The organism is Nitrincola nitratireducens, from assembly GCF_000585235.1.
GTDB classification, from domain to species: Bacteria; Pseudomonadota; Gammaproteobacteria; order Pseudomonadales; family Balneatricaceae; genus Nitrincola; species Nitrincola alkalisediminis.
On record NZ_AONB01000001.1, the window covers coordinates 204,621 to 220,553 of the forward strand.

A 15,933-nucleotide genomic window follows, 5' to 3' on the forward strand; every position below is an offset into this window, starting at 1 on the left:
GAAATCTCCTTAACGCTCTTCAGTTTCAGTGAGGGCGACCAGCATGGTCATGACTGAACCCAAAACGGTTAGATACACACCAATATCAAAAAACAAAGGGGTTGAAAGCTTAATTTCCGTGCCACCTGGCAATAAAATTGGCCACCATTGCGCGGTTAAAAAGGCCTGCCCATGAAACCAGGCCGGGAAGGCCGAAAGCATCGCAATCAATAAACCCACGCCGATGAAGTTACGAGGATCAACTCGCATGAGATCTCGTGTGACAGCGGCGCCAAAGGTGAATAAATACAAGGCGAACGCACCGGATGCGACCAATCCTGCGATAAAGCCTCCACCCGGTTCGTTGTGACCTCTCAGCAAAAGAAAAACCGAAAACACCAGTTGTAAGGGCACCAAGAAACGTGCAGCAACATGTAAAATCAGTGTACCTGGCTTCATCATATTACACGTCCTCCTGTTTGTGCTTGTTCAGCTGCGCCGATGGCGAAGAGAATTGGTCTGGATCGGTTAAGGGAGTAACGTCGTCGTTCTCTGATGCAAAGGTGTTTTTTGGTGGCAGGATTAAGGTGCCTGCATAATGATTTGCACCGGGAGCGGTATCAGGACGGAATTTGATCATGCATAAACGCCCATGGCTGCCAGCGCCAGTACAAAAATTTCACCCAGTGTATCCAGTGCTCGATAGTCCACCAAGATGACATTCACGATATTGCGTCCATAAGCCAAGGGTTGGCTATTTTCGATCATGTAGTCTGAAATGGGTGGGAAGAGTTGAATGTCAATCGTGACCATAATCAGCAATGTAATGAGTATCCCCGTTAAAATGGCGACGGCGGCATCACGCCCACGTTCGGCTGTGGTGGAAATATTGCCAAATCCGGGCAGTCTGAATAGCACCAACACCAATAGAATAACGGTTAAGGTTTCAACCAATATCTGTGTAATGGCGAGATCGGGTGCGCTGAAAAGTGTGAAGAACAGTGCAACAGCATAACCAACGACGCCCATTGCCGCTACGGCACCCAAACGTGAGTGGGTAATGCACGCTGTGACGGCCGCCGTGACCAGCAGCAGAGCGACAATGATTTCATGCAAATACACGCTGACATCCCAGTTCCAATGTAGCTGATAGCGTTGGGTGAGGGTGTAACCCGTGAGTAGCACAAAGGTGAGAATAATGGTTCTAAGGTAACTGCGCATAGAGCCATTTTGTAAGAGGGAGGTTTGCCATTGCGCAATGTAGACAATGCCATCCATAAAGCGGAAATAGCTTGCTTCTGGGCCGCGTTGTATCAGCGGATTCAGTAAGCTGAGAAGCGAACGTACCGACTCCCAACGCTTAAAGACCAAGATACCGAGTCCCAAGCTGATGAAGGAAATCAAAAGCGCCCAATTAAAACCATGCCATAAGGACAGATAGCCATCAATGGGTTGAGACCACACGCTTGCCGCTGCAGGTAGAACAAACCATTGACCCGCCATACCGGGCATTAATCCCATGAGCAATGATAAAGACGTCAATACAACTGGACCTGCCAAGAGTTCAAGTGGGGCTTCATGCGCTTTCTTAGGCGTGCTTTGCAAGGTTCCAAAGAAGGGTTTGATCGCAATAATCGCGGCAACAGCCACAACTAACACAGATGAGGCAATGACCAATAACAGTATCCACTTGCTAAGGCTTGATTGAACCAGCGCATCCAGCATAAGTTCCTTTGCAACAAAGCCAAATAAAGGCGGGAGGCCTGCCAGGGAAAAGGCCGCGACGAGAGTACAGATGGCGGTGATGGGCATCAGGTAGCGAAGTCCGCCGAGTTGGGTAACGTCACGTGTTCCTGTTTCGTGATCGACAATCCCAGCTAACATGAACAACGCACCCTTATACAGGGAGTGGCCCACTAAATAGGCGGCAAAGGCCATCATGGCCAGTTCGGTGCCTATGCCAAGAAGAAGGGTCAGGGTTCCCAGTGCCATGACCGTTGAATAGGCCAGCAGTTTCTTTAGATCGGTGCTGCGAATGGCTAAAAAAGCACCCGTAAACATCGTGAAGGCACCAAAACTTGTCAGCAGCGTCATCCACAATGCTGTGCCTCCAAGCTCCGGTTGAAGTCTCGCCATCAAATAAATACCCGCTTTCACCATCGTGGCTGAGTGAAGATACGCACTGACTGGCGTGGGGGCTGCCATGGCATTGGGCAACCAAAAATGGAAGGGAAATTGTGCGGACTTGGTGAACGCACCGAGCAAAAGGCAAATGAGCATGCCTGCATAAAGGGGGTGCTCTGTCAGCACTTGATTGCTGTTGAATATTTCTTGAAGCGAGTAACTGCCTGATACATAAGCCAGCATGACTAAGCCAGCCAGTAAGGCTAAGCCACCAGCAACGGTCACGATCAACCCTTGTAAGGCGGCTTTACGCACATCCGCTTGGTGGTGATTAAAACCGATTAGTAAATAGGAGGTGATGCTGGTCAGCTCCCAGAATACGAAGAGTGTAATCAAATTGTCGGAGAGCACGAGACCCAGCATAGAGCCCATAAACGACATTAAAATCACTAAGAATCGAGGTAAAGAAGGATGCCCTTTAAGGTAGTTGCCCGCATATATCAGTATGAATGTACCAATAAAGCAAATCAGCAACGCGAACATCAGCGACAGCCCATCCAGCATCATGGTGAAGGAAATGTCGAGCCCCGGAATCCAAGCATGTTCATGGATGATGGTGTTCCCAGATGCAATCTCGGGAATAAATTGTGCAAACCAAAGTGTTAACCCTGCCGGTAACAAGGCCAAGAGTTTGCTTGTGCGGTCCTTATGTTTGCCGTATAGCCAAGGCACACAGGCGGCAAGTATAAAGATGAGTAAGACGGCTAATTGCATAGTCTCTTCACTACCTTCTAGTTGATTTATAAGGGCATATCCTTCGCAACATTCAGAATAGGGACTCATTGTTTACGACAATAGTTCAATCATTTTAGTAATTTTTTCTAAAAGTTACAGGGTGGTGTTCATTTTAACAGTATGGTATGGGGGGTAGTTTCGGTCATTCACTGAGTTGTGTTTAGGGCGTGTAATTTATTAATTTGTATTGCATTGCAAAATAAATAGCGTTTTGTGTTATTCTGTAAATGATCACAAAGAGTACTTTAATTTCATCGATTTGTCGTAATTAGATAGATATGAGTCTTTTTCTCGATAGTTCTGGTCATGGTCAGCTGTTAATTTGATGATGCAAATCAAAGTATTTTTTGTGTGTATGCTGTGGCTAGGTCAGAGTTGTGGCGATAGCTAACCATTTATTGAACTAAACACTTCAGGGAGTGTGTGCCCAGATGAGCGAACACAATAAAGTGAATGATCCCATGTCTCCAGATGGAGAGGTGAACCCAATCGATACCGACTACCAGATCGGTCAAGATAACATTGCTGTTAAAATTGGTCCTTTTGGTTTGGACATCCACAACCGCGTTTTCCTGATCTCAGGGATATCGGTCATTGCATTTGTCGTGCTAACGCTGGCATTTCAAAACCAAGTCGGCCCCATGTTTGGAAGTATGAGAGGCTGGTTAACATCAAATCTGGACTGGTTTTTTATCAGTGCCGGTAATATTTTCGTTCTCATTTGCCTTTACCTGATTTTTTCGCCCCTAGGGCGTGTACGCCTTGGCGGTACGGAAGCCAAGCCGGATTTTAGTTACATCGGTTGGTTTTCCATGCTATTTGCCGCGGGTATGGGGATTGGCTTAATGTTCTACGGTGTTTCGGAACCCTTATCGCATTTTGCCTCGTCCATGGGCGGTACATCAGGAGAGATTGGCGCTCGAACCGATTGGGCACCATTGGGTGCCGCAGCTGGGGATGCATCCTCGGCAGAACGCTTAGCCATGGCGGCCACTATTTACCACTGGGCACTGCACCCCTGGGCCATTTATGCCGTGTTGGCACTGGGTTTGGCGTTATTTTCATTTAATAAGGGCTTGCCTCTGACAATTCGATCAGTTTTTTACCCGCTTTTAGGGGAGCGAATCTGGGGCTGGCCGGGTCATATTATTGATATTCTTGCGGTGTTTGCGACGCTTTTTGGATTGGCAACGTCCTTGGGGTTGGGTGCCTCACAAGCGGCGGCAGGCCTTAATTACCTATTTGGTATTCCAGATGGAACAACCACACAAGTGCTGTTGGTGTTCGGCATTACATTGATTGCGTTGGTGTCAGTAGTCGCGGGTTTAGAAGCCGGTGTGAAGCGTCTGTCTGAAATCAACATGACACTGGCTGTATTGTTAATGCTTTTTGTCATTGTTGTTGGGCCAACCTTGGCCATTATTACGGGCTTTTTCTCTAATTTAGCGGCGTATTTGCAGTATTTACCTGCCTTATCGAATCCAATAGGTCGAGAAGATACTAACTTTGCATCAGGGTGGACAGCCTTTTACTGGGCATGGTGGATTTCCTGGTCGCCATTTGTGGGGATGTTCATCGCGCGAGTTTCTAGAGGACGTACCGTGCGCGAATTTATGATCTCTGTTTTACTGATTCCGTCAGCGGCTTGCGTACTGTGGATGACAGTGTTTGGCAGTACGGCCATTCATCAATATTTGTCAGGTTATGCCGCGGCGGCCGAGGCAGCCTTACCCCTGCAGCTGTTTAGTATGTTGGATATTTTGCCTTTCGCGCAGATAACCTCGTTTATCGCTATTATTCTGGTTGTGGTGTTTTTTGTGACATCATCCGATTCGGGATCGCTCGTAATTGATACCATTGCGGCGGGAGGTAAGGTGAATGCGCCAACACCACAACGTGTGTTTTGGTGCACATTCGAGGGGTTAATCGCGGTGGCTCTGTTGCTAGGGGGCGGTCTAGTAGCCTTGCAGGCGATGGCGGTTTCAACGGGGTTTCCATTTACCTTAGTTTTATTGGCTTCGTGTATTGCCTTGTTTAAAGGTTTAGCCACTGAGCCTAAAGCGGTTTAAGTCTTAAAAAGAAGGGTTCGGGACATGAGTAGTATGCAATGAAAGCCGAGTTGATTGAGGTTCAGAATTTTTTAAAGCGTTATCCGCCGTTTAGTACCTTGCCTGATGACACCCTGCATTGGGTGGCCGACAATATTGAAGTGGGGTACTTTAAAGCAGGAACGCAGATTTTGGAGTTTGGTCAAGAGATTGACGCATTGCATGTAGTCCGAAGCGGGGCGGTGGAAGTCTTTCGCCGCAACGGTGATCTGTACAATCGAATGAGTGAGGGCGGTATTTTTGGCGAGTACGGTTTGCTGAGAAATCGGCAAATTCGTTTTCCAGCCAAAGCACTTGAAGACTCGTTAATCTACTTTATTCCCGAGCCTATCTTTGCTGAGTTGTTTGAGTCATTTGAATCCTTCGCAGACTTTGTTGAGATCGAAGACAGTGCGCGTTTGCGCAATGCGGTTTCAAGACATGAACAAGCGAATCAATTGATGGCCTCGGAGGTCAAAAATTTAATTACGCGACCACCTGTCTGCATTGAAGCGCAGGCCAGTGTTAAAGATGCCGCCATTTTAATGTCGGCCGAATCGATTTCATCCTTATTAATCATGCAGTCACCTGTGTCGGATACGGATTATGGGTTACCGAAGATGGTGGGTATTATTACTGATCGAGACCTGCGTACACGATTGGTCGCGAAGGGCTTGGATTACACAACCCCAGTTGCGGACATCATGTCGACGGATGTGATCACCATTGAGTCAAGCCAGTATGTGTTTGAAGCGATGATGACTATGTTGCGCTATAACCTGCATCATTTACCTGTTGTCTCTTATCACCGTCCTGTGGGCGTGATTGCGATCTCCGATATTATTCGCTATGAATCACGAAACAGCCTCTATTTGGTGGGCAGCATCTTCCGTCAAAACAGTGTTGAAGAGCTCAGCGCTTTATTGCCAGAGGTGAAAGCCTGCTTTATCCGAATGGTTAACGAAGATGCAAATTCGCGGATGATTGGCAGTGCGATGGCCGTTATAGGCCGTAGTTTTAAGCAACGTTTATTGGAATTGGGCGAAGCTAAATTAGGTCCACCGCCTGTTCCCTATTGCTTCTTGGCTTTGGGCTCAATGGCACGAGATGAGCAATTGATCATCACCGATCAAGACAATGCCATGATTCTGGACAATCGTTTTGACCCAGAAATGCATGATGGTTATTTTAAAGCGTTGGCTGAGTTTGTCTGTGACGGTTTAGCGGCTTGTGGTTATACCCACTGTAAGGGCAATATTATGGCGACCAATTCACGCTGGCGTCAGCCGTTGGAGGTATGGGAAGGGTATTTCAAAGAATGGATCGACAACCCAACGCCAGAGTCCTTACTGAACAGCTCGATTTTTTTCGACCTAGACGGTGTTTGGGGCGAGTTAAAGTGGGCTACGCAGTTGAACCAATTGATAGCACGACGTGCGAAGAAGAGCCCGTTGTTTTTAGCCTGTATGGCACGAAACGCGTTGAATCGGACACCGCCTTTGGGTTTTTTCAAAGACTTTGTTATGGAGCAGGATGGCCGACAAAACAACACCATCAATATGAAGCGCAGAGGCACCGCTCCCTTAGCCGATTTAATTCGAGTGCATGCACTGGCCATTGGCTCACAGGCGCGTAACTCATTTGATCGGTTGCGCGATATTTTGGAGACAGACATTCTGCCGCGCGGGCGAGGACAAGATCTACGTGATGCATTAGAATTAATCGCCTTGGTGAGAATTCGTCATCAAGCCTTGGCTTTGGAAAAGGGTGAAGAACCCAACAACAATATAGCGCCTGAACATCTATCGGATTTTGAGCGAAAAAATTTAAAAGATGCCTTTCAGATTTTAAGCAATGCCCAGAAGTATTTGAAATTCTGTTATCAGTCTAACCGCTAGTCGAGTGCAGACATATGCTGTATTTAGGTAAGTCGAATACATCCTCCAGCCAACGTGAGGATACGGCCGTTGACTGGCCCCAGTTTTATGACGACTCGGCGCTATCGGCGAAAGATGTCCGTTTAAAAGCCTTTTATTCTGAGTCTTTGCCCCATGGAAAGACACCCTTAGAGCGTATCGATTTTGTGGCGCTCGACTTTGAAACAACTGGCTTTGACCCTAAACGAAACGGAATTTTGAGCATAGGGTTGGTGCCTTTTACATTGCGACGTATTCACTGTGCTAGCGCTAAGTATTGGGTGGTTCGCCCTAGGGCGCAACTGGATCATGCTTCGGTCGCAATTCACGGCATCACCCATTCCGATGTTCAATCAGCGCCTGATTTTATGCGCATTGTCGATCACCTCTTGGCTGCGTTGGCAGGGAAGGTAGTGGTCGTGCATCACCGTGGCATCGAGCGTCCTTTTTTAGATGCAGCGTTGCGTAAGCGAATTCACGAAGGAATCGCGTTTCCCGTGATCGACACTATGGAATTAGAGGCACGCCTTCACCGCGCCAAGCCTATGAATCTAATGGATAAGCTATTAAATAAAGAGCCCGTTTCTATTCGTTTGGTGGACAGCCGAGCGCGTTACAATCTCCCGTATTATCAGCAGCATCATGCCCTAACCGATGCCTTGGCCACAGCCGAGTTATTGTTGGCGCAAATAGCGCATCGATTCAGCCAGATACGCCTATCGATGCACTTTGGCTTTAACGCAGGTGTTCAGTCTATTTCGTGCTGAGAATGCGCAAAGTTAACTCTTTATCTTGCAAACGAATCAATAAAGGCTTGGGTAGGCCCACTTTGATTTTGCCCTCGACAACTGGCGCTGTGTATTGGCAGTAACACTCGCCTTGCTTATCGAACAGAGCCCATTGTGCAACTGTCGCTGAGGCCGGGGAGACGGCAGATTCAAAAAAACCTGCTACGAGGTTACTGCCTAGATGTGGCTCATCCGCTTGGCGAGCGACAGGGAAGGGTTGTGAGCCGGGTGTGTGGAACAGTGAATCATGGTGCAGGTTTGAGCGCCTTGCGTAGGGCCAGATTTTATGGCGTAGAAACATTTGATCAGCAAAGTGCATTCGGCCTTGGTAGGTGTCTAAAAACTCAGTGATCATTGTTTTCATGTTGGGCAGTGCGCCACTTTTTACCCCCCACATACCCGCTAACATCAGCTCAGTGTGTGAACCCCAGTCTCGCATGATGTGAAAGGGTTTGTCTTCTTGAATCCAAGCCTTGACCGCTTCAGCCTCGTATTGGCTGATTAAGGAGTCAGCGTCCCGAAACACAATCCATTCTGCGTTGGGGTCATCTGCTGCCAGAAAACGCCAGAAGGTGCCATACCAATTCACTTCCGGTGCTTCAACGTCGATGACTTCAGCGCCAGCTGAAGCAAGGCGTTGTTTCACACCCTCAGGCACACTTGCGTCCACGTAAAAACGGCATTGCCAGTCGGGGAAGAATTGCGGTTGCGCCAAGGCATTTAAATAGGCTGTTTCGCAGTACTTGGGGGAGTCACCAAATAACGAAAAGGCAATGATCCGGCGTTGCCCAGAAGGGCCGACGGATATGTGCTGTTGATCTCTACCGAGTTCGGGTATCGATGCATCTCTTATTGCAATGGCTTTGGCTCCGTAGGGCGCAGCCCGCTCAAACTCATGTAAGGCTGACCAAGCGTGTGAGGCGGCGTCCAAGGCAGGGATATCATTTGGGTCGAGCGTTAAGCACTTGTCGGCATAGGCGATGGCGTCCAGCAACGTGTCATATACACGCAACAAACCGCCGCATCCGATAGGGGTTTCGGATGCTTAGGCACCAGTTTATGCGCTGAGAGCGCCTGCCCTAGGGCTTTATTAAACTGGCCTTGGGCATAATAGCGTTTAAACTGCTCTTTAAAGTGCGTAAGCTTTTGATTGAGTCCTTTTGCTTTTGACGCCATGAACGCTTCCTACTTATTTTAAAAAGTGATTGAGCGTGATGCTTCCCGCTCAATCATCACTCTGCATGTTTTGAATGTAGCCATCACACTATTGTGTTAAATCCCTAAGAATATCGCAAATCCAAACACTCACAATCCACTCACCCGATAGACTCTCGCCTTAACCGCATTATTCAAAATATGGTTAGAGCGATCAATCAACGTGAATTGACGCTTAGCCCGCGTGATCCCTGTATAGATTAACTCTCGGGTGAGAATCGGATTGTCATAAGCGGGCAACATGAGTGCGGTATGCGTGAATTCGGACCCTTGCGACTTGTGGACCGTCATGGCAAAAACTGTTTCATGTGCTTGAAGTCGGCTTGGTAAGATCCATCGAATCTGTTGGCTACCGTCCCCGGATAAAAACGCAACTCGCAGGCCGAGACGAGCCTGCCCATCTTCTCGGTAGTGATAGGGCAAGGTCACGCCAATATCCCCATTCATCAGGTTTAAACTATAGTCATTTTGGGTAATCATAACTGGTCGACCCGCGTACCAGGTGCCTGTTTCTTTGATCAAGCCCTGTTTGAACAGCAATTGCTCAATATACGCGTTCATTGCGTCGACGCCCTGTTCGCCTTTGCGAAGCGCACATAAGAGTTGGAACTGGCTGTGCTCTTCCAAAATACCCAATGCCCAATGGTCTCGTGCGCTTGCTGTCATGGACTCGGTCATGGGGGTTGCATGCAAGGCATTGAGATACGCACCATAGCCAGTGCATAACAATTGGTTCAACGCGGGGGTGTCGGTTGAGTTTAGCAGGATGCGTTGGATATCAGGGAATTGATCAAATAAAGAATGGATCGGTGAACTCGTATTCGGTTGCTCTGCTTGATTGACACGACGGGCCAACTGACCGATTCCCGAGGTGTCACCAAAGCGATAACTGTGCCTTAACATGGTGATCGCTTGGTCTTTTCTAGTGCCGTTGGCGTCTAAGAATGCATCGGGCAAGGTTTGTTGAGTGACGTTGGCTAGCCAAGCTTGAGTGTCGGGTGTGTAGTGTCCAGCCTCCGCCCGATGGCATAGGTTCCCCAGAACAGCACCTGCCTCCACCGAAGCCAACTGGTCTTTATCCCCCAGTAAAATTAAGCGTGCCTCTGCGGGAAGGGCGTCTAACAGTTGTGCCATGAGTTCAACATCAATCATTGAGGCCTCATCCACGACCACCAAGTCGACGCGCAGGGGGTTGCCACGATGATGCCGAAAAAAGCGACTGTTACGTAAAGGCCCAAGCAATCGATGCAGTGTTGTAACCTCCGTTGGAATGTCTTGACGAATTTGGGCTTCGTTCGTAAAGCTGGATAAGTCCAGTCCTTTCACTTGGCTAGCAATCGAGGCGTTTAGCCGTGCTGCGGCTTTGCCCGTCGGTGCGGCCAAACGAATGCTCAGTGGTCGCCCTTGTTGCGTTAAGGATACCTGTTGCAACAAGGCCAACAACTTAACAACCGTTGTTGTTTTACCTGTTCCAGGGCCGCCTGTAATGATAGAGAAACCTTGGCGTGCAGCGAGGGCGCAGGCAATTTTCTGCCAGTCAGGGTTAACATCTGCCTGAGGGAATAATCGGTTCAAACTGTCACTGAGCAGCGATATTGGCAGATCATACTGTGTCGATAAACGTGACTCTATCGCTTGCTTGATGGACTGCTCGTGCTGCCAAAAGCGTCGTAAATAGAGTAGCGGGCGCGCTTGTGTTCCGCCCAATACCAAGGGTGAGTTGCCCGATCCTTCGCTGACAAGTCTGGGATGTTGAAGGGCCGAAAACCATTGATCTAATGAAATATGGGCAAACAGTGTTTGGGGTAGATACTGCGGTGTGCTTTGCGCGTTTTCAGGGGGAAGCAGCAAGGCACTCTCTGGAGCATCAAGCGCATGTTTAAGATCAAAGCACACATGTCCTCGGCCATTTTGATGACTGGTTAACGCAATGGCGAGTATCAACAAAGGCGAGGCATCCTCCGTCATTTCCTGAAAAAAACGTGCCACTTCAACATCCAGCCAGCGCAGCCACCCGGCCTCAGCCCAGCTTTCCAGCAGTTGAATGAGGAAGGTTGAGTCCTGCAATGCATCAATTGATTTCATGGCAAGGTCCTTGTGTTTGTCGGTTGGGCCGCGTCTCTACAAGCGCGTTTTGAAAAAAGTGCAATCAACAACATGATGGATTCCCAAAAGCTCCCTTAAACAGACCGAAATAATGCATCGAGCGCTTCAATAAACGCCAGCGGCGGTCGGTCGGCTATCAATCCGCGTGTTTCAGGATGTTGGTTGCCCCGCAGGAAAAAATACAAAGCCCCGCCAACATCGCGTGTGTATTGATACTCAGGGATTCGCTTACGTAAATGCCGGTGGAGTGCCAGTAAGTATAAGGCGTATTGTACGTCATAGCGTTTTTCAAGCAGCGCCTTTTCTAACGCAGGTAAGGCATAATCCGCATCTTGGTCACCCAGATAATTCGATTTCCAGTCGGCAATATAATAGTGGCCCTCAAATTCAAACACCAAATCGATAAACCCTTTGAGCATGCCATTGAGTTCAATCGGTTGAAGTCTGGGTCGTGCTTGACCTGGCATCAAATAGGTTTGGCAAAGAGTGTCCAAGGCATGGGTGTCGACTCTGTGCGCGGCAAACATAAACTCCATCTCAGCTTGATAGCGTTGCAGTTGATGCAGCGCGAGAACCGATGTGTTGGGTAGTTGAAATTGTGTGCTTAAGAAACTGTGCAACCAATGATCCAAAATATCGACCCAGTCCGTCCAGCCACGAATTTGGCAGCGTTTTTCCAGCATCCCACGACGTGCATCGGTGGCTTGAAAAGCGGATTCAAAGCCCTGCTCGGCTGCCCATTCCAACAGTCCGTGTAAAAAGGTACCGGCATTGGGGCCACGTATAAATCGGTGCAACTCATGGAATTCGGCGCTCGGTAAGTGGCGCGTCGCTTGATCCATTTCTGGCACCTGTTCTTCGGATTGTGTTTCCTCAAGCGCGGAGTCGGGCGCTGCATCCAGCCAAGCCTTGTCAGTATCCTGCTGCCTATCTCCCGTTTTTAAGGCAGAGTAACTGGCAATCCACCAGTATTCCTTCGGGCTTCTCAGGGACGTTTCAGCGGCGCGGAACTGAAACGTCTGAGCCGATGTGTACTGTGAAGACTCGATAGCGGGCGCATTAAGCACACGAATGTTTTGATCGCTATTCTGTAATGCATTCAGTGATTGCGTAAGATTTCCAGGGGTTAGCGTTTCTTGATCGACTAAAAGATAGCCCAATGCACTTTTATGCATTTTAGACTGCTTAGCGGTTCCTGATTTTAACGCGGCAATACCCAACCATAAGGCATGACGCGCACGTGTTAAGGCCACGTACAACAAACGCATGTCTTCAGCATGCCGTTCGGCGTCGGCCTGCTCCCAAGCCTCGGGAAAATGCTTGGAGCCTGCAATTTCAAGAGAGCGAGAGTCATCGGAGGATAGGCTGACCGAAGTTTGTAAATGATTCACTTCTTTCCAACTGCTGATAAAGGGAAGAAGTACCAGCGGGTATTCCAGTCCTTTGGACTTGTGAATGGTAATGACTCGAATTAAGTCGGCATCGCTCTCAAGACGCAAAATTTGCTCTTCACTTGGATCGTCAATTTGCTCAGCAAAGTGACGAATCAATCCCTGTTCACCTTCAAACTGTGCGCTGGCCTGTTGCAGCCACTCGGCGAGATGCAGCACGTTGGTGAGGATGCGTTCTCCTTCGTTTTGGTACAGCACGCGTTTGGCCAACTCATAGCGCTGCATGAACTCACGCAGCATAGGTAAAACGCCCTGACGACTCCATAAGCTATGAAAGTATCGGAAGTGTTCGGTTTCTTGCTCCCAGAGCAACTCATCACGATACAATGCCTCTAGGCGCGCAAGGTTAACGTTGAGTGTGGGTGTTGCAAGCGCTGCACGTATTTTGCGATCGTTGCGAGGATCGGCACAGGCCTGCAACCACATGAGCAGATCGCGTGCTTCTGACGATTGAAAGACGGACTCTCTGTCAGATAAGTAAACACTGCTTAAACCTCGGTTTCTCAGCTCTGTACGAATTAAATCCGCCTCGGTTCGGCTGCGCACGAGAATGGCGATGTCATTGGGTTTAAGGGGCGTCCAAGCGTTTTGAGTGAAAAAGCCAGAGGTTTTCGGCGTGCTGAGCCAACGAACGATCTGGCTGGCACAGCCTTTTGCCATGTGTTCCCGAAATGCACCAATAGAGATAAGTGCATCAGGGGATTCGCCATCTGACTCTTCATCTGAGTTGCTATCTGAATTGCTTTCTGTGCCAGTAGAAGGAAGGCCTTTGAGGTACCATATATTCATGGCAGGCGTGACTTCACCTTCAAGTTGCAACTGCTCAGGCCGACCCTGGGCCTCAACTTCAAGGAAGGGCACGGGATTGTCATCTAACTCCTTAAAATGAAATGCCCCTTTACTCAGTCGCTCGCCTTGGGCAAATAATGTGTTCACTGCCGACACCACGTTTTGTGTGGATCGATAGTTTTTGCGTAAGTGGTAATGACGTGAATGCGTGGCGTACCGAGCTTTTAAATAGGTGTGTATGTCGGCTCCGCGGAAGGAGTAAATCGCCTGTTTTGGATCACCAATCATAATAATCGCCGTGCTGGGCGAGTTCGCTTCGATGTCGTAAATACGATCAAAAATTCGGTACTGCAAGGGATCTGTATCTTGGAACTCATCAATCATCGCGACTGGGTATTGCGTCTTGATGGTCTGTCGCAATGCATCGCCTTGCTGGCCTTGAAGCGCTGTGTCCAGTTGCACGAGTAAATCATCAAAGCCTAACTCCGCTCGCTCTAATAAGAGTTGCTTCAACTCTGAGCGCACCCAGTAGGTTGCGTGAGCAAGCATGTGGGCTTTTAACGCGAGGGCTGAGTCATCACCGCTTTCGAGCGCTTGCCAGGTTTTAATGGCAGCAAAGGCAGGGTGCATGGGTTGTGCGGGTGCCTTTTTACCACCCGTGAGTGGGATCTCACCTTCTTGTAAATAGTGTAAGCCTTTGGGAGCTGGTTGGCCTGCTGCCCAAGCATCGGCATTCGACAAAAAAAGCAGGAGGTCTTCTTCGCTCTTAATACCGAACTTAGCCTTGTGTAAATTGGGCTGCAAGTCCCTTAAAAGAGCCGCAAGATCATCACGAGACTCGGCCCAACGCAAGCGTGCTTGATTCTCGGCTGTCTTTTTTTGAATGTTCTGTTGTGCAATGCTCGTCAAGTGTTGCCGAATCTGATGTTCAAACGCAATGGCTTGACCTTGAAAACTGATTGGAGTGTCATGCTTTGGGATTAAAAAGCGGATATCCTTGTAAAGATGCTCAGGGCTTTTCAATAATTCTTTGACTATTTCGGCTTCGTGAGGGTCCATGCCGTAGAAATGGATGCGCCAATAATCGTTTACCAACTCATGAATCAGATGTTTTTGGTCTGAAATTAAGGTCTGATTAAAGAGGCTGCCACTGTCAAAGGCGTGCTCTTTCAGCATGCGATAGCACCAGCCGTGAATGGTCGAAATGGCCGCTTGGTCCATGGATTCAGCTGCGATCAATAAACGACGTTGGCAGAGAAGCCATGCCTCTTTAGGAATGCTGCTGCGCAATTGTATCAGGGGGTCACTGCTCACCAGGTCTGCGGCTTCATCCGTGCGCCCGAAGCATTCTGCTGCTTCGACTAGGCGCTGGCGGATACGCTCTTTCAGCTCTTGAGTGGCCGCATCAGTAAAGGTCACAACCAGTATTTGCTCAGGGGGTAGTGCTTGTGAAAAAGCGGCTTCACCTCCCTGTTGTAGGATTAAGCGTGTATACAACAATGCGAGGGTAAAGGTTTTCCCAGTACCCGCACTCGCTTCAATTAATTGGCTCCCGTATAAGGGGAATGACCCTATCTCTAACTCTTGACTGCTCATGGCACGACCTTGGTGACTAGGCGCTTTCTCGCTCAATCAGCCTAAACCCCAAATCCATCACGGGTGTGGGCGTTGGCTGTCCTTTTAAGCGGTTCAGCATCATTTCTGCGGCGGTTTTGCCAATAGAATACAGGGGAATGGCTATGGATGTCAGTGATGGATTGATACAGGCGGATTGTTCTAGGTCATTAAATCCGGCAATGGCAATCTGTTGTGGAATTCTCAGGTGTCGTCGTTGACACTCATAAATAGCGCCATAAGCCAAATCGTCGTTACAGCAAAAGATGGCATCTGTATCTGGAAATTGCGCTAAAAGTTCTGAAAAAAGCGCTCCCCCTAAGTGCACAGAAGAGGGGCGGGGGTCGGCGATGACTCGATCCGGTTGAGTCGGCGCATGCTCGCGAACACAGGAAAGAAATCCTTGGACACGATTGCGCGTTCGTTGGTCAAGCTGAGAGGCGATGACACCAATGCGCTGATAGCCTTTTCGAATAAAGTACTCAGCCATTTCTCGACCTGCGGCAAGATGCGAAATGCCTACGCACATATCAATGGGTTCGCGTGTGCCAGTTTCCATCATTTGCACAACTGGGATGCCGCTTTGCTCTAACCGTTGACGAGTATCATCGCTCATATCCAGGCCAGTGGTGATAAACCCATCAGGCATGTGCGTCAAAAACTTTTCAATTAAATTGCTTTCTTGTTTGAGTGAGTAGTAGGTGTTGCCAATAATCATCTCGTAATTAAGCGGCGTACACACATCATAAATGCCTTTAATCACATTGCTGAACACGGCATTTGAGACCGACGGAATAATGACCGCCAGTGTCTTGCTCGCATTGCTGGCTAAAGATCTGGCAGCTCGATTGGGTACATAGCCGGTTTCTAACACAGCCTGCTGAATACGCTCTTTTAGCGCCTCGGATACTTTATCGGGGTTGTTGAGTGCGCGCGAAACAGTGATCGCACTGACCCCAACTCTACGGGCGACATCGTCTAGCGTAATGCGACCCTTGCCTCGGTGGCCCGATTTTCCCGCAGACTTCATTGTGTAAACTCTCTTTCAATGCGTTTAGAACAGTATTTA

General features: G+C 48.8%; 11 protein-coding genes. 3 read left to right on the forward strand and 8 right to left on the reverse strand.

Going from position 1 to position 15,933, the window contains the following annotated elements:
* Positions 1 to 9: 9 nt before the first annotated feature.
* From D791_RS00940 to D791_RS00945, 3 genes are read right to left on the reverse strand one after another with little or no spacing between them, the layout of a single operon-like run.
* Positions 10 to 441: a Na+/H+ antiporter subunit B gene (locus D791_RS00940; RefSeq protein WP_036506611.1), complete on the reverse strand. Its 432-nt coding sequence runs from the start codon at positions 439 to 441 to the stop codon at positions 10 to 12.
* Between the two features lies 1 nt (position 442).
* Entirely contained in the window at positions 443 to 619 is a 177-nt protein-coding gene (locus tag D791_RS19955; protein ID WP_157682191.1) for a hypothetical protein, read from the reverse strand.
* Positions 616 to 2,877: a putative monovalent cation/H+ antiporter subunit A gene (locus D791_RS00945; RefSeq protein WP_036507282.1), complete on the reverse strand. Its 2,262-nt coding sequence runs from the start codon at positions 2,875 to 2,877 to the stop codon at positions 616 to 618. Before D791_RS00945 ends, D791_RS19955 begins: the two co-directional genes overlap by 4 nt.
* A gap of 452 nt (positions 2,878 to 3,329) precedes the next feature.
* Between D791_RS00945 and D791_RS00950 the strand changes: the two genes are divergently transcribed.
* Genes D791_RS00950 through D791_RS00960 form a run of 3 tightly spaced genes read left to right on the forward strand, consistent with a single transcriptional unit; the run spans position 3,330 to position 7,668 of the window.
* Positions 3,330 to 4,967, forward strand: coding sequence for a BCCT family transporter (locus D791_RS00950; protein WP_036506613.1), 1,638 nt, complete (start codon positions 3,330 to 3,332; stop codon positions 4,965 to 4,967).
* 38 nt (positions 4,968 to 5,005) lie between these two features.
* A complete protein-coding gene (locus tag D791_RS00955; protein WP_036506616.1) occupies positions 5,006 to 6,883 on the forward strand; it encodes a DUF294 nucleotidyltransferase-like domain-containing protein in 1,878 nt (625 codons plus the stop codon).
* A gap of 14 nt (positions 6,884 to 6,897) precedes the next feature.
* Positions 6,898 to 7,668 (forward strand): 3'-5' exonuclease, encoded by a 771-nt coding sequence (locus D791_RS00960; RefSeq protein WP_081763661.1) that lies wholly within the window; start codon positions 6,898 to 6,900, stop codon positions 7,666 to 7,668.
* Here D791_RS00960 and D791_RS00965 read toward each other — a convergent pair.
* From D791_RS00965 to gntR, 5 genes are all read right to left on the reverse strand, one after another.
* Complete coding sequence (locus D791_RS00965) at positions 7,655 to 8,704, reverse strand: tetratricopeptide repeat protein (RefSeq protein WP_157682193.1); 1,050 nt, start codon at positions 8,702 to 8,704, stop codon at positions 7,655 to 7,657. The two genes, D791_RS00960 and D791_RS00965, sit on opposite strands and share 14 nt — an antisense overlap.
* Entirely contained in the window at positions 8,647 to 8,865 is a 219-nt protein-coding gene (locus tag D791_RS18695) for a hypothetical protein (protein ID WP_051513832.1), read from the reverse strand. Before D791_RS18695 ends, D791_RS00965 begins: the two co-directional genes overlap by 58 nt.
* Before the next feature lie 129 nt (positions 8,866 to 8,994).
* Positions 8,995 to 10,989, reverse strand: a complete 1,995-nt coding sequence (gene recD / locus D791_RS00970; RefSeq protein WP_036506619.1) for an exodeoxyribonuclease V subunit alpha — start codon at positions 10,987 to 10,989, stop codon at positions 8,995 to 8,997.
* Positions 10,990 to 11,084: 95 nt separating this feature from the next.
* Complete coding sequence (gene recB, locus D791_RS00975) at positions 11,085 to 14,846, reverse strand: exodeoxyribonuclease V subunit beta (RefSeq protein ID WP_036506620.1); 3,762 nt, start codon at positions 14,844 to 14,846, stop codon at positions 11,085 to 11,087.
* A 16-nt stretch (positions 14,847 to 14,862) separates the two neighbouring features.
* On the reverse strand, positions 14,863 to 15,894 hold the full coding sequence (gene gntR / locus D791_RS00980) for an HTH-type transcriptional regulator GntR (protein WP_036506622.1): 1,032 nt from the start codon (positions 15,892 to 15,894) through the stop codon (positions 14,863 to 14,865).
* Between the last annotated feature and the right edge of the window lie 39 nt (positions 15,895 to 15,933).